Here is a 20,236-nt window from a genome sequence, read left to right as displayed (position 1 = left end):
TGCGCTTTGTTAATTTCATTACGTGGCCCTGATTGCTAGCAATCAAATAGCAATCAATTCAACGGGAATTGCAAGGATTTATGGTGATTCAGGAGGACGATGATTATCGCTAACTGTTTGTTTTCGTTATCACCAGTGATGACTAGGGAAATACAGTGATCATGCCGTATACTATTCGTAATGATGGGGTCGCGTATTCGAGTCACGCAAACGGCACCAGTTAAATTAAGTCTCGATCCCCACTCACATAATCGTTTTGACGGCTGCTATAGCTGAAACTGCTCGCATGTTCTTCAGTTTTCCAACCAATAGAAAACGGCGGCGATACAGGATATCACCGCCGCGAATTATCCATAGCGCACTGCTTTTATTTAATACCGGCGCGCATGAAGCTCTGAACGAACTGACGTTGGAACAGCAGAAAGCCGATCAACAAAGGCGCTGACGTCATCAAGGCTGCAGCCGAGATAATGCTCCACTGCACACCCTGATCCGGCGAGGAAAATACCTGCAACCCAACTGTCAGCGGACGGGTGGAAACCGAATTGGTAATGACCAGCGGCCAAAGCAAATTGTTCCAGTGATAGCTGACGGACACCAGACCATAGGCCACGTAGATCGGTTTAGCCAATGGCACATAGACCTTGAGAAGCGTGGTGAGTGCCCCTGCCCCTTCGACACGCGCGGCGTCATCCAGTTCCTTCGGCACCGTCAGAAAGGTCTGACGCAAAAGGAAGATACCGAAGGCGGAAGCCATATAAGGCAGCCCCATAGCCACTACCGTGTCCACCAGACCCAACTTCGCAATGGTGCGGTAGTTTTCGACCAGCAGTACTTCCGGCATGATCATCAGCTGCACCAGTACCAGCATGAAAACCACGGTTTTTCCTCGGAATTCATAGCGAGCGAAAGCGTAGGCTGCGAGCGTGCAGATGATGAACTGGCTGATCAGGATTGTTGTAATCAGCAGGAACGTGTTCAGGAAGTAGCGCCCGAAGGGAGCGGCGTTCCAGGCATTGCTGAAGTTCTCCAGTGTCACCGGAGCGAAGAGCTCGAACCGCGCCTCATACTGCGCTGGATGAAATGCCATCCACACGGCATAGAGCAAAGGCAAAATCCAGAGCAGCCCCAATAGATAGCAGCCGACGGTTTCAAGGCCCCGCCAAAACGAGAATTCGCGTGGCTGATGCGGTAATGTCATTGCACTCATTTGTAATGCACCTTGCGGTCAAGAACCCCGAACTGGACGAAGGCGATAAGAGCAAGCGCCAGCAGCAGCACAACTGTCAAAGCCGATGCATAGGCCGTATCCCAGAAACGGAATGCAACATTGTAAACATAGTAGAGCAGTAGAGTGCTGGCATTGTCCGGGCCGCCACGGGTCATGACAATCACATGGTCAATCAGGCGGAACGCATTGATCACCGCGTTGATCAACACAAACAAAGTGGTAGGCATCAGCAGTGGAAACGTCACACGGCGAAAGAAGTACCAGCGTCCCGTTCCTTCAAGCGCTGCCGCTTCGGACAGGCTTGGGCTGATCTGCTGTAATGCCGCCAGATAGAAGATCATGAAGAAACCGGCTTCCTTCCAAATCGCCAGCACCATCAGACTGCCAAGCACGGTGTCAGGATTGCCGAGCCAGTTCGTTTCATGGAAACCGAAGAGGCCCAGAAACTGATCGATCAAACCATACCCCGGCGTGTAGAAAAACAGCCAGATATTGGCGACTGCAATCATTGGCAGTACGGTCGGCATGAAGAATGACATGCGCATCAGCGAGCGACCGCGAATGGACGAATTCACGATGATCGCCATCAGCATGGCCAGTGCAATGGATGCAGGCACAGTGCCAAGCGCATAGATCGCATTGTTCTTGAGGGCCGCCCAGAAAACCGGGTCGCTGATCATTGTCGTATAATGATCAACGCCGACAAAGCGAGGCGAACGCTTGCCACGCGGCGTCTGGTAGAAGCTGTTGATGAACGTCATCACGGCCGGAATATGCGTAAACACTGCCAGCAAAACGGTAGCCGGCAACAGCAAAAGCCATGGTGTTATCTGGTTTTTCGCCTGGTTCACGCGATTTCTCCAGCCTTCTTACGATGATGGGAACCGGCTCTGCCGGTCACACACCGCATTGTCATTCTTGAATGATGAAGAGCTTCATATGGACAGACCACACAAAGCTCTCATGCCAATGGTATTACTGGTAGGGCTTGAGGATACGCTCGGCCTCAGCCTGCGCATCGTCGAGAGCTTGCTTAACGCTCTTGTTGCCCGTCAGCGAAGCCTCGATCGCATCATCGATCACGCGCGCGACACGCTGATTTTCATAGGTTGAAAGTTCGGGCACCATGTAAGGAATCTGGTCGTGCGGCACCTTTGCGCCCGGGAATTCCTCAACATATTTCTTCATGGCTTCCGTTTGCCAAGCATCATCACGGGCAGCGATATAACCCGTCTTGATGCTCCATTCGGCAGCCTGATCGGCAGAGGATAGCCATTTTACGAACTGAAAGGCGGCTTCCTGCTTTGCCTTGTCTTCAACGTTGAAAATATACGCGTTGCCGCCGCTGGTCGGCGCGCCATAGGCTTTGTTCTTTGGCAAGATCTGCACACCGAACGGGAACGGCGCATTGGTTTTCACATTGGTGAGATTGCCACTGGTGGTGGTGATCATAGCGGCGCGGCCTTCGAAGAAGTCCTTCGGATTGGTCGCCCATTCGATCACACCGGGCTTCATCACCTTATGCTTATGGGCCAGATCAACCCAATATTGCATTGCCTCGACAACTTCAGGCGCGTTGAAATAGGTGGTTTTTCCATCCGGCTCGGCAAGCTTGCCGCCATTCTGCGCAACATATCCCTGCAACAGCCAGTAGGACGTCAGCGACGACGGCACCTGCATGCCCCAACGCGCGACGCTTCCATCAGCGGAGCGCTTGGTCAGCTTCGTTGCGAAATCGACAACTTCTTTCCAGTCCTGTGGACCTTTTTCCGGATCAAGACCGACTTCCTTGAAGGCATCCTTGTTCCAGAAGAAAACGGTGGTGCCGCGTTGGAACGGCACACCCCATGTTTTGTCTTCGCTCTTGCTGTTGACCATGAAAACTGGCGTAAAGCCTGCAAGCCATGCCTTGTCATCGTCGGTCTTGGCCATGTCCTCGTAAGGAACGATGGCATCCTCATCGATCAGTGTGAACATGTCAGTCGAGAGCATGACCGCAACTTCAGGCGCCTGGCCGGATTTGAAAGCCGTCAACGATTTGCTCAACGTTTCCGGATAGGTGCCGGAGTAGATCGGCTTTACCTTGATATCCGGATGCTGCCCTTCAAAACGGGTGATCAGATCATCCACGATTTTGGTGACCGGACCGCCGATTGCGACCGGATAGTAGAAGCTGATTTCGACGGGTTCTGCCTGGGCTGTTCCCCAACCGCCCGCTACGGCCAGCATAGCAGATGTGGCCAAGAGCGTTACAGATCGTTTTACCTGCAAATTCATTGTTCTCTCCTCCCAAGGGATGATCGTTCCCCGATCATTTTCTGGTTAAACGGCTAAGGCCGTGCGCTCGACGCGATGTCCTTCCGCTTCATCAAACACATGCACCGCAGACGGCGCCCATGTCAGACCGACGGTATCGCCACGATTGAGGCGACGGATGCCTTCAATACGCACCTGCAAAGACTGGTCGCCGACGCGGCATTCAAGGATGCTGTCCGCACCGTGATACTCGATGGCTTCGATAGAGGCTTTCACGCGCCCCTCCTCCGCCACACGGATTTCCTCGGGGCGTAATCCCAGCACAAGTCCCCGGGCAGGATCGCTCAAAATCGCGGGTCCATCTGGGGCGCCGCTGATAGCGGCCTTGCCGTCATAATCGGCCATACGGATGATGTTCATCGGTGGTGTCCCGATAAAACGGGCAACGAACGTGGTGGCGGGCTCCAGATAGAGTTCGGAAGGCTTTGCCTTCTGCTCAATCTTGCCGCCCTTCATCAGAATAACCTGATCGGCAAGGCTCATGGCCTCGATCTGATCATGGGTCACATAAACCATGGTCATACCGAGCTGCTGCTGCAAGTTACGGATTTCCTTGCGCATATCGTGGCGCAGCTGCGCATCGAGATTTGAAAGCGGTTCGTCCATCAAGCACACGGAAGCTTCTGCGACGATGGCGCGCCCCAGAGCAACACGCTGCTGCTGACCTCCGGAGAGCTGCGATGGCCGTCGATCCAGCAGATGCGACAGACCCAGAATATCGGCAGCGCGCTTTAAACGCTGATCACGCTCACCGGCAGACACTTTGCGCACACGCAGGCCAAAAATAATGTTCTCTGCAACGGTCAGATGAGGAAACAGGGCATAGGACTGGAACACCATCGCCAGACCACGCTTCGCAGGCGGCGCGTTGGTGACATCTTTGCCGCCGATGATGATCTGGCCGGAGGTCACAGAATCCAGACCGGCAATCAGACGCAGAGAAGTGGATTTACCGCAACCCGAAGGCCCAAGCAGCACAGTCAGCGTGCCGGGCTCCACGGTAAAATTCACATCATTGACCGCGTGGAATGTCGTCCACTTCTTGTTGAGATTGACGATCTCAATTCCCGACATTCGCGTCCCCTCCCAATGCTTATATCTGCCTTCGCAACCCCATCGGCACAAAGACAGCTCCTGACTGGCAACACTTTGGGACAAACCCAAGGAACCAGTCTCCATCCGCAAAAAAAATTATTGAACTTTTTATTCGTAGTCAATACTTTTGTACAAAATGAGTTTCTTTGTACTAGGGCTCATTCATTATGGGAGCGAACATGTCCAGATTCAGCATATTACAAATTTCAGATACTCACCTTTCGCCGCGTACCGAGCATTTCCGCGAGAACAATCGCCTGCTCGCCGAACCACTGGCGGGATCGGATCACGACTTCATCATCCACACGGGCGATGTGACCCTGGACGGCATCCGTTATGACGAGGACTATGCGTTATGCCGGGATTTCTTTAAGGAATCCGGCAAGACCATCCACTTTCTTGCGGGCAATCATGACGTCGGCGACAATCCCAACCTTTCCAAGCCTGAAAGTGAAAATGGCAGCGCCATCAATGCCGCGCGCTATGCCAGATTTGCGGAGTATTTTGGTGCAGACCGCTGGGTTATCGATCAGGGCAATTGGCGAATCATCGGTATAAGTTCAATGCTGATTGGTTCCGGCCTGCCGCAGGAAACCGAACAATTTGACTGGATAGACCAACAGATCGCGTCGTCCGGTGACCGTTACCTCGCCGTATTCTCCCACCAGCCGATTTACATCGATAATACGGATAGTACCGAGCTGACCTATTGGACTGTCGATCCAAAGGGTTGGGGTCGCCTTGAGGGTCTGATCAACCACCCAAAGCTGCGCTTAATCGCCAGCGGCCACCTGCATCAGCAGCGCTCATCCAAGCGTGGCAATGTGCATCTGGAATGGTGCTCTTCAATCGCCTTTACGACAACTGAAGAGCTTGTCCCGGAAATGGGTGGCACCCGCGAAGTCGGCTATATGGAACATCATTTTTCTGATGATGGTCGCGTTGAAAGCAAGGTGTTGAAGCACGAAGGTTTTGCCAATGACCACCTTGAGGACATGATCAAGGTGGTTTACCCACTGATCGGCGGTTAAGCTTTTCAAGGGCCAGAAAACTGGCCTTTATAAAAATACACCCCCGTTAGCCTGTGCCAATGGGGGTGTATTTTTTACATGCCTTGGATATCAAGCAGGCTTGTGTGCGGTCACCGATGCCGGCACTTTCGAATGACCAAACCAGTTCGGATTGGTCACGCTGGCCTTGCCTGCATCAATCAACGCATTCTCATCGTTGCCGTTGGATTTGTAATCACGATCCGCCAATGGCTGGATACGAACTGAATTTTCTGTTTCTTCGAAAAGATTTACATATTTCAGGTTCTTGTCTCGGCCGATTTCAGCCATTTCTAATGCGGCAGGCAGCTTGCGCGGCAGATTGACGTTCAGCCAGTGACCGTCATGCGCCCAATCACTTCTGGTTTCCCAGAAATTGCGAATATGGCTGGCAAGCCACGCCAGAGCATCCGCATCGAACGCCTCACAGTCGCGCGGCGCGGAAAAAGCAACCGAGGCCATGCCGTTCAGAGCACCTTCACGAGCAACCGCCATAGTCCCGGAATAAGACACATCCTCGGCCACATTGCGCCCAGCATTGATGCCCGACAAAACGAGATCCGGCATTTGCTGATCACGGAATACCCAATGAACTGCAGCGATCACGCAGTCCACCGGCGTACCCGTGCAGGCGTAACGTTTATCTGCAAGCTTGTTGACCGAAAACCCAGCCGTAAGAGACACACAATGTCCGTTTGCACTGCGATTTCCGTCCGGCGCGATGATCCAAACATCATCACTCAAAAGACGCGCGGCTTTCTCAAGCACCGCAATGCCGGGAGCATCAATACCGTCGTCGTTTGAAATCAGAATTCGCATTTCCCACCTCTTGAACACCCCTCTCCCAACAGGAGAGTCTCCGCAATTTATGCGACAACATATGATTTATTTGTACATTCTTTGCAATCCAAATATTTTTGTTCATTTATGTTTTCAAACAATTCTTGACGTAAAGGTAATTATCGCATCATTATCGCGCTCAAATGAGATGGTGAGCCTTCTTGGACGAAAGACGCAAAAGGTAGAATAATGGCCCGCAGCACAAAGCCGAAAACCAAGTTTCAGGCAGATCAGGATGAGCTGAAACTACGTGCCGCGTGGCTCTATTATATTGAAGGGCTGACGCAGGAGCAGGTAGCGCAGAATCTGGATATCAGCCGGATCAAGGCTTTCCGGCTGCTGGCTGCCACGCGTGACGAGGGCATCGTCCAGATTTCTCTGAATTCCCATGCCGAGCCGCTCATACGTTTGCAACGTGCGCTAGAAAAACACCTCGGGCTGTTTGAAGCCATTGTCGTGCCCTCTTCCGATCAATCCGAAGCCAGTATCTCCGCCGTGATCGGCCACGCCACCGGACGTTATCTTTCAGATCGCCTGCAAGACGGGCTGACAATCGGCGTTGGCTGGGGTGCGACGTTGCAGGCCTGTATGAGCCATCTGAAATGGCGTGAAATCAATGACCTGTCGGTGATCTCCCTGCTCGGCGGATTGACACATTCCATGGCCGACAATCCCTCTGCCGTCGCATGGCGGCTGGCTGAGTTTTACAAGACCGAACTCTTTCAGATCACTGCGCCCGTCTTTGTGCCCCACGTCGCGTTAGCCAAGGAATTGTGGGAAATCCAGGATTTGAAGGCGCTAAAAAGCAAGGTGTCCGACATTGACCTCGCGGTTTTGAGTGTAGCGGATGTCAGCAAACAGGCATCTATTTTCCGTCGTGGCTTGCTGACGGCGCAAGATGCCGAAAGCCTGCAGGCTGCAGGCGCAGTTGGCGATGTGTTGTGCCAATTTGTTGATGAGGCAGGTGAAATTGTCGATCATCCGATTAACAAACGCGCCATGGCCATCAACCCAACGGAACTGCGCAAAGTGCCAAAAGTGATCATCTCGGCGGGCGGCGTCCGCAAAGCGCAGATCATCCGCGCCAGTATCATGACCACAAAAGCGCAAGTGCTGATCACGGATGAGATGACTGCGCAGGAATTGCTCACACTGAAAAGCCTGAACTGATTTCAGTTTCTGCCCTGTAGCTAAGATGACCACCGCCCAGTTCACGGTAATGTTCCTTGCTGGTCCGCATTATTTGGCGCTCTGATATCAACAGAGGAGAAAGCCAATGCCATTTCGAAGCGAAGCTTATCGTGGCATCTTCAGCCAGACAGAATTGTCGTTATTGCAACAAGCTTACAATCGCAGTTGCGAGCTTTTGGGCCGGTCTCCATCAACTCATGATGACCGAGACCAGCTTGCTCGGGTCGTTATACGCACCTTCGAAGACAGCAACTTCGATCCGGAATTAACGGCACAGCGCGCCTCTGAACTCGCGCGCGTGTTCGAATAACTGAACCAGCATCCCACGGATTACCCAGCCCGCGTCGGGCTGATTTTTTTGCGCAACGGGATTTCCCTCACTCATTGCCATAGCCAAGAGGCAAACGCGCACTAGTTTAGAGACGGCAATCCCATTTGCAGATGTTGAATTCATCTGAAGCTCAAGCGGAGGAAATCCCTATGCAGCATAGAATTCACGAGAATATGGAAGTAATCGGTGCAGACGGCGTGCATGTTGGCACGGTGGACCGGCTGGAGGGCGACCGGATTAAGCTCAAGAAGACCGACAATTCCGGCCAACATAGCGACCATCATCACTACATCGAACTTGGCTTCGTTGCCGACATCGAAAGCGACAAGGTCCGGCTTTCAGCCAATGCTGATGTCGCCATCACGCTTGAGGAAGAAGCCTCAGGTCGCCCGGTCGATCTGTAAGTACATTATCGCGGTCGGGCAAACGCGCGCGGCAGCCAGCAACTGCCGTGCCAAAAACGTTTGTTGGTCAGGCTTTAAAACGCGGCGTTAGCTCAGCACAATTCCGCCATCGACGTTGAGACTCTGGCCCGTAACAAAGCCAGCGTCATCTGAAGCCAGAAATGCCACCGGTCCCACAACATCTTCCGGGTCGCCGATGCGGCGCATGGCGGTCTTTTCCTGCCAGGACTGGCGCACGGCAACATCGTCCAGATTGACCCGTCCCATATCGGTCAGAATAATCCCCGGGCAAACACAATTGGCTGTAATCCCGTAGGTGCCTACCTCCTGCGCAAGAACGCGGGTGAAGCCCATGACCGCAGCCTTCGATGCCGAATAATGCGCCTGTTCCGGTGCACCGTGCTTGCCACCAATCGAAGCGATATTGACGATGCGGCCGTATTTCTGCTGCTTCATGTAAGGCAGCACAGCCTGCACGACGAGGAACGTTCCCTTCGCATTGACATCAAGAACGCTATCCCAATGCTCTTCCTTGAGGTGCTCAACATCGCTCGCGATCAGAATACCGGCATTGTTGACGATCGCATCGATACGGCCAAATGCATCAGCCGTCTTCTTAACCATCGCTTCGACGTCAGCCTTATTGCTCACATCGGCATAAACAGTCAGCGCACGGCGACCGGTAGCCTCAATTTCCTGGGCCACTTCCTGCAATACATCTTTCTGACGTTCGATATCGTTGATCGCGACATCGAAGCCACGCTTGGCCATGCCAATTGCGATAGCTCGACCAATACCGCGACTTGCGCCGGTGACCAGAGCAATTTTTGCCTGTTCAGTCATCTCATTCTCCCAAAATCAAAGCGCGGTATAACCGCCGTCTACGGCAAGTACTGTTCCCGTCACGAAACTTGCAGCGTCGGACGCCAGAAAAAGAACGGCATTCGCGATCTCTCGCGGTTCTCCCAACCGCCCCTGTGGCGTCATGCGCATCCAGGTTGAAAACCATTCCTCGTTGTTGCGGCCAGCAAGCGTGAGTTCTGTTGCGGTGTAACCCGGCGCAACCGCGTTGACCCGCACGTCTTGCTTTGCCCATTCAACAGCCAAAGACTTGGTGATGAGGTTTACCCCGGCCTTAGCTGCGTTATAGGCAACCTGCGGCTGCGGATAGACGACAATCTCGCCGCACATGGAAGAGATATTGACAATTGCTCCGCGCCCCACAGCAGCCATGCGTTTGCCAAAGGCCTGAGCACAAAAGAAGACGCCGTTGAGATTGACGTCGATCACCGCGCGCCAGTCTGCTTCAGACGTTTCGCTCGCCGGACCGTTGCGAACAATGCCCGCATTGTTGACCAAAACGTCGGGAACGCCGACCTCGGTAGCAATCGCTTCGGCTGTTCGTTCCGCTGCATCACGATCCGTGACATCCAGAATGTAGAGGCTTGCAGATGAAGGTCGGCGCGCATTGAGCTCCGCAACCGTCTGCTTGCCGGCCGCTTCATCGCGATCCGTGATGATGACCGTCGCGCCAGCTTCAACGAAAAGCTCGGCAATGGCTCGCCCGATACCCCTTGCGCCGCCGGTTATGACAGCTCGCTTACCGGTCAGTTGAAAATCCTTGAGCATTTCGTCCTCCCGCAACAATGCCTCAGGCAGCCTGAACCGCCTTCAGCGCCGGATAGAGCGCACGGTATTGCTGATAGATTTCATTGTAGAGTGCGGTCTCGCGCGGGCGTGGTTCGATGCGCTTGCCCGGCCTCACCATCGCGGCAATGCCGTCATCGATGCTTGCGAAATGGCCAGCCCCGTGCGCGGCAAGAACCGCAGCACCGACAGAAGGCGCGTCGCGCGATTGCGGCACGCAGACCGGCAGCCCAGCCGTATCGGCGTGGATTTGCAACCAGAGCGGCGATGCACTGGCCCCGCCCCCAACGGTGATTTCCTGTCCGCGATAACCGGCCTCGGCCATAGCATCGAGAATGGCACGCGTGCCGAAACTGATGCCTTCCATGATGGCACGGAAGATGTGATGCGGTTCATGCGCCAGCGTCAGTCCGACAATTGCGCCGCGAGACAAGGCATCGGTATAGGGTGTGCGGTTGCCCTGAAAATGATCCTGCACCAGAAGCCCTTCGGCGCCCGGCTCCAGCGCCGCCGCCTTGGCATTCAGCGCATCCATATCCATGGTGCCGTTCATCATGCGCCCCAGCCATGCGATGATCGAACCGGTAGAAGTCTGACCGCCTTCGATAATATAGCGGTCCGGATAGACCATGTTGGGATAGCTACCCCAAATGCCCGGTGCGTGCAAAGGCTTGTCCGCAACACCAAATTGCAAGTGAGATGAACCGGTTATCAGCGCAAGTTGACCCGGTTTGGCAACACCCAGACCGATCATGCCGATGAGTGCGTCGGCTCCGCCCTGCACAACTTTTACGCTCTGCGAAAGGCCAAGTGCGGAAGCAGCCGATGCGCAAAGTCCGCCGATAACCTCCCCGGGCGCGACCACGCGAGACGGCCATTTCTGCAGCAAAGCGCCGAGGCCAAGTTTCTCCAGAAGCGTAACCGGAAAGCCGCCGCGATCCGTAGAATAGTGCCAGCGAAGCGAAACATTGTTGAGGCTCGCCGCCTTTTCACCGGTCAGGCGCAGGGTCATGAAATCCTGATATTCGCAGATTATATCTGCCTTTTCGAAGATCTCCGGCTCATTGCGCGCGATCCACAGCGCCTTCGGGATCATCCATTCCGCTGAGACCGGCCCTCGCCCACCGCCATTGGCCTGCAAGGCCTGATCGCCGGTGGCAAGTACGGCATCCGCCTCGGCACTTGCGCGAACATCCATCCAGATGATCGACGGACGCAGCGGCTTGCCGTCGGCATCCAGAGCCACGACAGTGCAACTGGTCGTCGCCAGCGTGATCGCTTCTATTGCCGATGGGTCGACAGCCGATTCCGCTATCGCCTTACGTGCGGCCTGGACGAAGCATGACCACCAGTCTTCCGGACTTTGCTCCGCACGCGCGCCACTGGAAAACTTCGTCTCATAGGGAACTGCCGCGCTTGCAAGGCAAGTGCCCGACAAGTCGTAAACCCGCGCCCGGATACTTTCCGTTCCTCCGTCGGCGGTGAGAAAATAAGTCATTCAATTCCTCCCGAGGCGGCTGCGAAAACTCCTCCAGTCTTCGCATGCCTCATCGCGCATAGTTCAACTCAGGCCGCGAAATGCTTCCAGCGCCTTGCCCGCATACATGACTGCCGGGCCGCCACCCATTTCAACGGCGACTTCAAGCGCCTCGATCAGTTCCTTTTCGGTTGCGCCGTGCCGGATTGCTGCGTCCACGTGGTAAAGGATGCAGTCTTCGCACCCCTTCACCACGGCAATGCCGACCGCAATCAGTTCGCGCTGCGCCGAAGAAAACGCACCCGCCGCCGTTGCGGTCTTGCTGACCTTGGCAAAGCCCGTCATCAGTTCGGGTGCAGATTTTGCAAATGCACCAAGCCGTGCTTGTGCTTCTTTCAGACGAAGCCTGACATCGTCAGTCATGGGAGCCTCCCGTGGCATTTATAATCAGATCAAGCACTTCTTTGGACTGGTCCCATTGCGGCATATGGCCGGACTGGCCGAGGAAATGCACAGCAATGGACGATGGTAATGCAGTCGCCTGTTGCCAAGGAATGATGCGATCCAGCAGACCGACGAGAACGCGAACCGGCTTTGCCCGAGAAAGCCTTTCCAGCGCCGGAACGATGTCGGAGGTTTGCCCCGAAGGACCGACAATCGCTGCGGAAAGCGCCTTGAGACGCCCCTTGGCCATGGTTTTCGCAAACTCCGCCGCCAGTTCCGGCGAAAGCTCGACGGGCTTGGCCGCAATACGACGCAACAGATGGCTGACTTCGCCTGCCGTCGTTGCATTGGCCATGCCGGAGATAAATCCGGCATCGACTTCAGAGCCAAGTCCAGCAGGTGCAATAAGTGTCAGGCTTGAAACACGGTCTGGATGAACATCCGCAAATTTGGTCGCCGCGACGGCACCAAGAGAATGCGCAACGACATCAACCCCGGCAATTCCCAGAGCATCAAGGAACGCGGGCAGGAAGGTGCTGAGTTCAGCCGCGTCCGCAACATCGATTGTCGTCAGTCCGTGGGCAGGCAGATCAGGCACGATAACGCGGCAATTCGCGCGCCGCAGACCCGCTGCAATGCCGCTCCAGGTCGTCCGGTCGCCAGAAAAACCGTGCAGCAAGAGGATTGTACGACCGTTCTTCGGCCCCTGATCCAGATAGGCGACACGGCCATTTGCAAGATCGGCGAAATGCACAGCACTATTGGATTTCGAACCGCTGGAAGCCGCAAGCACGTCTTCCTTCTCGATCCGTCCCCGACGCCCGCTGCCCGAAAGCGAATTGATGTCGATGCCATTCTGGCGAGCAACCTTGCGAGCAAGCGGCGTCGCGCGAACACGCTCGCCGCTGTTTGGCGAAGCCGCAGGTTTGGCAACGGAAGCTTCCACAGCCTCCTGAACTGCTTCAACGTCTTGAGCGATCGCCGCTTGGGCGTCCGGCGCTTCATCGTCACCGTCGCTGGTCCAATCGGGTCCAGTGCCAATGTCGATGCGAGCCAGAGGCGCGCCAACAACCACATGATCGCCGATAGCGCCGATCCACTCATTGAGTGTGCCGTCACCCAAGGCCGGAAACTCGGCTACGGTCTTGTCGGTTTCGATTTCAATGATCGAATCCCCGCGCTTGAAACTGTCACCCGGCTTGACGAGGAAGCCGACAATCTTGCCCTCCTCCATCGTCTCGCCAAGGCGCGGCATTTTCAAAATCCGTTCACTCATGACAACATTCTCTCGGCAACGGAGCGGATGAAATCGGTCGTCGGAACGCTGCCGGTCTCAAGCTCCTGCGAAACTGAAATCGGAATGTCCTCACCGGCAACACGCACCACCGGCTGTTCGAGGTAGTCGAAGCATTCCTCTGTAATGCGAGCGGCAAGCTCTGCCGCAACACCGGCAGTCATCACGCCTTCCGAGACAACCATCGCCTTGCCGACGCGTTCGACATGTTCGCGCACGGTGTCGAAATCCAGTGGATTGAGCGTGCGCAGGTCGATGACCGTCGCTTCGATGCCCTTGGCGGACAGCTTCTCGGCGGCGTCGAGTGCGTAATGCAGCTGGCGCGAATAGGTGACGATGACGAGGTCCTTGCCTGTACGGCGTACAGCGGCCTTGCCCCATGCGAGCGGCTCGGCGTCGAGATCAACCTCTTCCTTGCGGGTGTAGAGCGCCTTGTGCTCGATGAAGACCACAGGGTCGGGCTTCGTCAGGCTCTGGCGCAGCAGATGGTAAGCGTCCTGCACTGTGGCAGGCATGGCGAGGCGCAGACCCGGCGTATGCATGATCCAAGCTTCAAGGCTCTGCGAGTGCTGGGCACCAGCGGAACGTCCGGTGCCGCCCTGCGTGCGCAGAACCATCGGCACGCCGATCTGGCCGCCGAACATATAGCGGATCTTGGCTGCTTGATTGGCAAGCTGGTCCATCGTCATGCCGAGAAAGTCGATATACATCAGCTCGGCAACCGGACGCAGCCCGGTCATGGCAGCCCCGACAGCAGCACCGACAATGGCCGGTTCGGAGATCGGCGTGTCGATCAGGCGTTCGGGGCCATATTTGCCAATGAGATCCTTCGTGACACCATAAGCGCCACCATAGCGCCCCACCTCTTCGCCGATCACGACGATGGTGTTGTCTTCCGCCATGGCGTCATCCAGCGCTTTGCGCAGCGCGTCGCGGTAAGTCATGGCAACCATTATGCTTCATCCTTGGAAAGTACGCGGTCGATACGGGTGCGAACGGGTTCGGGCTCTGGTTCGCCCACCGCGTAAACATCCTTGAACATGGATGTGAGCGGCGGCGCCTTGGACTCGACGGTGAAGTCGATGGTGGCGTCCATCTCAGCCGTAATGTCGCCATCCATGGCGTCGAGTGCAGCTTCCTGCGCCAGACCGGACGAAACAAGCCGATCGCGGGTGAACTTCACCGGATCCTTCTTGCGTCCTTCAAGTTCCTCTGCCTCTGCGCGATACGGGCTCTTGTCCATGCGCGCATGACCGAAGAACCGGTAACAGGTGACCGACAGGAAGCCCGGCTTGCCGAGCCGCGCATCGTCGATCAACCCTTGAGCAGCGTTCTTGACTTCCTCGACATCGATGCCATCGACAACAGCCCCATTGAGGCCAAACGCGTGCGCGCGCTGATCGAAAGCCGTGTTGGCGGTGGCCTGATCGACCCGCGTTCCCATGCCGTACTGATTGTTGATGCAAACGAACACCACCGGCAAACCCCACAGGGCCGCCATGTTCATGCTCTCATAGAGAATACCCTGCTGCATCGCGCCGTCGCCAAAGAAAGCGAGCGAAACGGAATTCTTCTTCAGATATTTGCTCGACAGTCCCGCACCAACGACGGCGGGAATACCGCCACCGACGATGGCATTGGCACCCAGATGACCGAGCGCCATGTCGGCAATGTGCATGGAACCGCCCTTGCCGTGGCAATAGCCGGTTTCCTTGCCGCCGATTTCGGCCATCATCTGCCTGGGATCAGCGCCGCGCGCCAGAAAGATGCCATGGCCGCGATGATGGGTCGTGAAGGTGTCCTGCGGCTGCATGGCAGCACATACGCCGGCGGCAGCGCCTTCTTCACCGATGGAAAGGTGAAGCATCGAACCTGCCGTCTGGCCGCGCACGAAGAGTTCGCCGACGCGTTCTTCGAAAGTGCGGATGCGACGCATCGTTCTATAGAGTTCGAGAAGATTGGAATTACTCGGATTTTGCACGTGCGCCTCCGACAGACCTGTCTGTTGCAAATTTTTCATGATGTCCGGTTCAGTGCCCTCACAGGAGCTTTAGTTTGGTGGTGCGCGAAACAACCGCGACCGCGACGAGAATGATGAGGCCTTTCACGATGCTCTGGATGTAGGTGTCCATGCCAATCAGATTGAGGCCGTTATTGATGACGCCGATGAACAGCGCCCCGAAGAAAGTTCCGGCAACCGTTGCCGTGCCGGGACGGAACATGGTCATGCCGATGAAAACCGTGGCTAAACCGTCGAGGAGATAGCGCTCACCGGCATTGGGCTGGCCGGAGCCGAGACGCGCCGCCAGAAGCGCACCCGCGACCGCTGCAAAGATAGAACACACGATCAGCGCAGCCGCACGATAGAAGCGGCCATTGACGCCCGACAGTTCCGCAGCCTTGAGATTGCCCCCGACAGCGTAGATGTAGCGACCGAAGACGGTGCGCTCCATGATGAACCAGGCGACAAACACGACGATGACCATTGCGTAGGCAAGCACGGGAATACCGAAAAGCTGTCCCTGTCCCAGCCAGAGATAGCTGGCCGGAAGGCCACCATAAATCGCCCGTCCGCCGGTCATCAGAAAGTTGATGCCATACAGAATGGAGCCGATAGCAAGCGTCGCAATCAACGAAGGTACGCCGACAAGTGTGACAAGCGCCGAATTGACGGCCCCCACGACAAACCCTGCCCCCAATCCAGCCAGCAAGGCCAATGGCAGTGGCGTGCCCGCAACCAGCAGCAGCGGCACCAAAATACCCGCCATGCCGACCATATAGCCGACCGAAAGGTCCATTTCGCGCGCGGCAAAGCCAAAGGTCAGGCCAGCGCCAACGATGGTGAGCATCGCAATCTGCTGGAGGATGTTGAGCAGATTATTGGCTGTCAGAAAGCGGTCCACCGTCAGCGAAAAGCCCACGAACAGCAGGAGCAACACGAAGAGCGTCGAATATTTCAGCAGCCATTCGCCCTTGAGCTTCTTGCCGAAGCTCTGTGCATGACGCGACGATTGCGGGGCAACGGCGGGGTTCTGTGTATTCATTGGATGACTCCTGCCATTGCGGCAATAAACTTCGCTTCGGAAAAGGCCTCACGCGGAATTTCCGCGCCCGGAGAGCCATTCACAAAGGGGATGACGCGGTCTGCCACGTCAGCAATTTCCAGAAGGTCGGACGAAGTGACCAGAATGGCCACGCCCTTGTCGGCGAGCCTGCGCATCTGTGTGTGAATTTCACGCTTCGCGCCGATATCGACACCCTCCGTCGGCTCGATGAAAATCATCAGCCGGTAGTGGTCGTCTGCACCGTAAAGCCACTTGCCGATCGACACCTTCTGCTTGTTGCCGCCGCTCAGATCCTTCACGAACTGATTGCGCGAATGCGCTTTCACATTCAAAAGCTGCATGGTGCGGTCGGCTTCCTGCGCTTCACGGCGCATCGACAGCACGCCTGTGCCGCCCAAGGCCGCAAAGGACGGATGCACCATGGCAAGGTTTTCACGCACATCCCAATCGCCGATCAGCGAATATTCCATGCGGTGATCGGGAACCAGCGCAACACCCTTTTTCTGCATGGTGCGCGCATCGATCCGGGTAATCGTTTCACCCTGAAAATGGCAGGTGCCGCTGGTGACGCCGCTCGTCGCATAAAGCGAACGTGCAAACCCAAAATGGCCAGCGCCAGTCAAGCCAATCAGCCCGACGATCTCACCCGCACGGATGGAAAATTTGTCAACGTGCAGACCACCGGCATGCCAATCGCTGACTTCCAGCACCACAGGACCGAAACTGCGGTTTTGACTGGTCTCCTGCGCCATCGCCATCTTGCCGCCCGAGCGTTGCAGCATCATATCGATCAACCCGGCTTCGGTCGCTTCCGTAGCCTGAAGCGTCGCAATGTGACGACCATCGCGCAGAACTGTAATTCTATCGCTCAATGCCTTGATTTCAGAAAGGAAATGGCTGATCAAGACGATCCCGACGCCTTGCTGCGGCAAGGTCTTAATGATCTCCCAAAGGCTCTCTTTTTCGCGTGCAGGCAACGTTGCCGTGGGTTCATCGAGGATGAGCAAACGAACATTGCCACGCAGTGCGCGGACAATTTCGATGATCTTCTGATCTGCCATAGGCAGCATATCGACCTGCTCGTCGAGGTCGATGGAAACTTGCGGGAACCAGCGCTTGAGCAAGTCATTGGCGCGCGACAGCAGCTTGCGCTTGTCAATAACGCCAAGGCCCATGCGAGGCTCGTCGCCCAGCAGAATATTCTGCGCGCCAGTCAGTCCGGGAACGAGACTGCCTTCCTGCGACACATGCGCGATACCCTTGCGCAGTGCATCACCGGCACTTGCAAGCTTCACCTCGGTGCCATCAATGGTGATTGTGCCCGAAGTCGGGCTTTTGCTGCCGCCAAGAATACTGACCAGAGTGGTCTTTCCAGCGCCGTTTTCTCCGATCAGTCCATGCACCTCATCAAACCGAAACTCAGCGCTCACCTGATCCAACGCCAGCGTTCCGGGATAGGACATAACGATCTGCGACAGGCTTACCGCCATCGGAGAACTCCCATGAATTCAATCTACTCTAAAGGGGCCGGAACGCGGAACGTTCACGCTCCGGCCAGATGCAGGCAACTTTGGGGGCTTGCCTACTTCTTCGGGAGAAAGTCCTTGCAGTTCTGCTTGGTGACAAGCGGCGCATCGAGATAAACGGTCTTCGACGGAATGACCTTTGCGGCATCTTCCTTCTTGATCACGATGCTCTCGATCCATTCGCCAGTCTGTGCGCCCATCTTTTCGAATGGCTGCGAAACCGTTGCGATCATCAGGCTGTCAGGCTTGCAGACTTCTTCGATCGCCTGCGGATGGCCATCGATGCCAATGACTTTGACATTCTTCAATCCGGCAGCGTTCAGCGCATTGATGGCTGCCTGTGCAGGCTCATCCCACGGCGCCCAGACGGCATTGATGTCTTCGCCAAAGCGCGATGCATAGTCCTGCATGGTCTTGGTCGTGTCTTCGAAGAAAGCCGTGTAATCGATATTGTGCTCGGCAATGACCTTCACTTCCGGATATTCCTTCAGCACGGTTTCCATCACATCGCCGCGCTTGCGGGTGCCGTGGTGCTCTGCCATGCGCAGGAAGATCAGATTGCCCTTGCCGCCCATTTCATTGAGCAAATATGGCGACACATCAGCCGACATTGCCCAGTTATTGGTGGTGACATCGACCACAACGCCGTCAACCTGACCGCTATCGATAGCAAAAACCGGGATTTTGGCCGCAACAGCGGAATCAATGGCGGCACGCGAGGCGCGCAGATCCGACATGCTGACGATGATCGCGTCTACACCGCGCGACGCGGCATCCTGAATGTTCGACGCCGTGCGTTCGCCCGAGCCGCCGCTATCCAGAACGCTGATGCTCCAATCCTTGTTGGTTTCCTTGAGCCAGGCATCAAAGCCGGCTTTTGCACGCTGCTCGGACTGCGCCGCGGCATTGGAATGCACCCAGGCCACATTGGTGGCCGACGCGCTTGCCGTGCCCATAAGCATGGCCAGAGCTGCGACAGCCATGGTTTTCCTGAAAAGTCCCGAACCCATTTTTTCCTCCCACTAGCCATGTGGTTGGCTCCACAACTGGCTTTGAATTGCTGTTTCCCGGCACACATGCAGTTCAGTTCGAGCTGATCAGTGCCTGTTACGGATGGCGCTATCGCCTTCCGCACTCCTCCACACCCGAGGCACCGGCGAATGTCGGTCTCTGCTCCTCCAGAAACGCCATTCGGCTGCCTGTGCTTCAGGTTCCATTCCGATTGACCTGCCCGCTCTTTCGCGCTCTTGTCCGCCGGAACGATTGGTATTAAGCGTCGGCAAATTACAAATGTCAAATAGAAATACATTTGTAATTTGCCGTGCAGAAATTGAGCGAGGGACAGATGAGTGAATCCGAAGACAGCCTCATGGTGCGCGTGGCGTGGCTCTATTACGTTGGCGGATTCAACCAGGAGGCGACCGCATCCCGACTAGGCCTGACCCGGGCGCGCGTGAACAAAATACTGGGCGAAGCCCGCGAGAGCGGCCTTGTCAGCATCTCCATCGACCACCAGAACGCAGGCACATTTCCCGTTGAAAACGAGCTGATGCGCCGCCATGGATTGGATTTTTGTATTTCAACACCACCATTTGGCTTTCATGCCGATGAAGATACGGCGTCTGAAATCCGCAAGCAGGTTTCATTCCGTGCCGTGGGTGTTGCCGCCGCCACCTATCTGAAAAGCTTTCTGGCCGACAATGAGGAAGCCACCATCGGCACTGGCTGGGGCAGAACCATCGAACAGATGACATTACAACTTGCGGGTGTACGCGCACCGCAGGCTCGCTTCATCTCCGTCATGGGGTCGCTGACCGCAAACTCCGCCTATAATCCATTTGAAGTTGTGCACATGCTGGCGCGGCGGACGGGCGGGCAAGGCTTTTTCCTGCCGGTTCCGTTCATCGCTGATTCCGCAGAAGACCGAAAAGTGCTCATTTCGCAGCGCTCTGTGGCGCGTGCGCTGGAGATTGCCCGCACAGCTTCTGTTTGCTTCATCAGCGCTGGCGAGTTGACGGAGGATTCCCTGTTGCGCCGCCAGAACATGCTCAGCAAATCCGAGCTGGAAAGCCTGCGTGCCGCCGGTGCAATCGGCGACACCAACGGCATTTTCTTCGACAAGGACGGGCAGCAGGTCGAGCACGAGATGAACCAGCGCACCATCGCACTCAGCTTTGCCGAGCTAAAGAAGGTTCAGGTCGTGCTGCTCATCGCTGGGCAAGAGAAAGCGGCGGCAGCGAAGGCGCTTCTGAAAAGCGGCATCGTCAACGGCCTCATCATCGATGGTGACGCCGCTGACACGTTGCTGGCGCTTTCATAGCGCGCA

20 protein-coding genes are annotated in these 20,236 nt (G+C 55.9%); 5 read left to right on the top strand and 15 right to left on the bottom strand.

What is annotated here, in order from left to right; all coding sequences use genetic code 11:
* Positions 1-367 precede the first annotated feature (367 nt).
* The 4 genes from QBD01_RS10310 to QBD01_RS10295 form a co-directional block, all read right to left on the bottom strand.
* Complete coding sequence (locus tag QBD01_RS10310) at positions 368-1,210, bottom strand: carbohydrate ABC transporter permease (protein WP_280992707.1); 843 nt, start codon at positions 1,208-1,210, stop codon at positions 368-370.
* Positions 1,207-2,082 (bottom strand): sugar ABC transporter permease, encoded by an 876-nt coding sequence (locus QBD01_RS10305; RefSeq protein ID WP_280992706.1) that lies wholly within the window; start codon positions 2,080-2,082, stop codon positions 1,207-1,209. The genes QBD01_RS10310 and QBD01_RS10305 overlap by 4 nt, the downstream gene beginning before the upstream one ends.
* Positions 2,083-2,206: 124 nt before the next feature.
* Positions 2,207-3,508 (bottom strand): ABC transporter substrate-binding protein, encoded by a 1,302-nt coding sequence (locus tag QBD01_RS10300; RefSeq protein WP_280992705.1) that lies wholly within the window; start codon positions 3,506-3,508, stop codon positions 2,207-2,209.
* Between the two features lie 45 nt (positions 3,509-3,553).
* Complete coding sequence (locus QBD01_RS10295) at positions 3,554-4,621, bottom strand: ABC transporter ATP-binding protein (protein ID WP_280992704.1); 1,068 nt, start codon at positions 4,619-4,621, stop codon at positions 3,554-3,556.
* 200 nt (positions 4,622-4,821) lie between these two features.
* Here QBD01_RS10295 and QBD01_RS10290 point away from each other — a divergent pair, with 200 nt between their 5' ends.
* On the top strand, positions 4,822-5,673 hold the full coding sequence (locus QBD01_RS10290; protein WP_280992703.1) for a metallophosphoesterase: 852 nt from the start codon (positions 4,822-4,824) through the stop codon (positions 5,671-5,673).
* Between the two features lie 90 nt (positions 5,674-5,763).
* On the opposite strand, the gene surE is transcribed toward QBD01_RS10290, so the two are convergent.
* On the bottom strand, positions 5,764-6,510 hold the full coding sequence (gene surE / locus QBD01_RS10285; protein WP_280992702.1) for a 5'/3'-nucleotidase SurE: 747 nt from the start codon (positions 6,508-6,510) through the stop codon (positions 5,764-5,766).
* A 210-nt stretch (positions 6,511-6,720) separates the two neighbouring features.
* Here surE and QBD01_RS10280 point away from each other — a divergent pair, with 210 nt between their 5' ends.
* From QBD01_RS10280 to QBD01_RS10270, 3 genes are all read left to right on the top strand, one after another.
* Entirely contained in the window at positions 6,721-7,701 is a 981-nt protein-coding gene (locus QBD01_RS10280) for a sugar-binding transcriptional regulator (RefSeq protein ID WP_280992701.1), read from the top strand.
* 106 nt (positions 7,702-7,807) lie between these two features.
* A complete protein-coding gene (locus QBD01_RS10275) occupies positions 7,808-8,032 on the top strand; it encodes a hypothetical protein (protein WP_182519748.1) in 225 nt (74 codons plus the stop codon).
* A 170-nt stretch (positions 8,033-8,202) separates the two neighbouring features.
* Positions 8,203-8,457, top strand: coding sequence for a DUF2171 domain-containing protein (locus QBD01_RS10270; RefSeq protein ID WP_280992700.1), 255 nt, complete (start codon positions 8,203-8,205; stop codon positions 8,455-8,457).
* An 87-nt stretch (positions 8,458-8,544) separates the two neighbouring features.
* On the opposite strand, the gene QBD01_RS10265 is transcribed toward QBD01_RS10270, so the two are convergent.
* The 10 genes from QBD01_RS10265 to QBD01_RS10220 form a co-directional block, all read right to left on the bottom strand.
* Positions 8,545-9,300, bottom strand: coding sequence for an SDR family NAD(P)-dependent oxidoreductase (locus tag QBD01_RS10265; RefSeq protein ID WP_280992699.1), 756 nt, complete (start codon positions 9,298-9,300; stop codon positions 8,545-8,547).
* A gap of 15 nt (positions 9,301-9,315) precedes the next feature.
* A complete protein-coding gene (locus tag QBD01_RS10260; RefSeq protein ID WP_280992698.1) occupies positions 9,316-10,086 on the bottom strand; it encodes an SDR family oxidoreductase in 771 nt (256 codons plus the stop codon).
* Between the two features lie 22 nt (positions 10,087-10,108).
* Complete coding sequence (locus tag QBD01_RS10255; RefSeq protein WP_280992697.1) at positions 10,109-11,602, bottom strand: FGGY-family carbohydrate kinase; 1,494 nt, start codon at positions 11,600-11,602, stop codon at positions 10,109-10,111.
* A gap of 63 nt (positions 11,603-11,665) precedes the next feature.
* Positions 11,666-12,004, bottom strand: coding sequence for a carboxymuconolactone decarboxylase family protein (locus tag QBD01_RS10250; protein ID WP_280992696.1), 339 nt, complete (start codon positions 12,002-12,004; stop codon positions 11,666-11,668).
* Positions 11,997-13,301: an acetoin dehydrogenase dihydrolipoyllysine-residue acetyltransferase subunit gene (locus QBD01_RS10245; protein ID WP_280992695.1), complete on the bottom strand. Its 1,305-nt coding sequence runs from the start codon at positions 13,299-13,301 to the stop codon at positions 11,997-11,999. Before QBD01_RS10245 ends, QBD01_RS10250 begins: the two co-directional genes overlap by 8 nt.
* Positions 13,298-14,272 carry an alpha-ketoacid dehydrogenase subunit beta gene (locus QBD01_RS10240; RefSeq protein ID WP_171058671.1) on the bottom strand — a complete coding sequence of 325 codons (975 nt, stop codon included), beginning with the start codon at positions 14,270-14,272 and terminating at the stop codon, positions 13,298-13,300. The genes QBD01_RS10245 and QBD01_RS10240 overlap by 4 nt, the downstream gene beginning before the upstream one ends.
* A complete protein-coding gene (locus QBD01_RS10235) occupies positions 14,272-15,300 on the bottom strand; it encodes a thiamine pyrophosphate-dependent dehydrogenase E1 component subunit alpha (RefSeq protein WP_113533912.1) in 1,029 nt (342 codons plus the stop codon). The genes QBD01_RS10240 and QBD01_RS10235 overlap by 1 nt, the downstream gene beginning before the upstream one ends.
* 58 nt (positions 15,301-15,358) lie before the next feature.
* Complete coding sequence (locus tag QBD01_RS10230; RefSeq protein ID WP_280992694.1) at positions 15,359-16,363, bottom strand: ABC transporter permease; 1,005 nt, start codon at positions 16,361-16,363, stop codon at positions 15,359-15,361.
* Complete coding sequence (locus QBD01_RS10225) at positions 16,360-17,874, bottom strand: sugar ABC transporter ATP-binding protein (RefSeq protein ID WP_280992693.1); 1,515 nt, start codon at positions 17,872-17,874, stop codon at positions 16,360-16,362. The genes QBD01_RS10230 and QBD01_RS10225 overlap by 4 nt, the downstream gene beginning before the upstream one ends.
* Before the next feature lie 92 nt (positions 17,875-17,966).
* Positions 17,967-18,920, bottom strand: a complete 954-nt coding sequence (locus tag QBD01_RS10220; protein WP_280992692.1) for a substrate-binding domain-containing protein — start codon at positions 18,918-18,920, stop codon at positions 17,967-17,969.
* Between the two features lie 335 nt (positions 18,921-19,255).
* Here QBD01_RS10220 and QBD01_RS10215 point away from each other — a divergent pair, with 335 nt between their 5' ends.
* On the top strand, positions 19,256-20,230 hold the full coding sequence (locus tag QBD01_RS10215; RefSeq protein ID WP_280992691.1) for a sugar-binding domain-containing protein: 975 nt from the start codon (positions 19,256-19,258) through the stop codon (positions 20,228-20,230).
* Positions 20,231-20,236: the final 6 nt, after the last annotated feature.

This window comes from Ochrobactrum sp. 19YEA23, assembly GCF_029909865.1.
Lineage (GTDB): Bacteria > Pseudomonadota > Alphaproteobacteria > Rhizobiales > Rhizobiaceae > Brucella > Brucella gambitense.
Note: the sequence above shows the minus strand (reverse complement) of the source record. Positions and strands in the feature narration are given on the sequence as shown.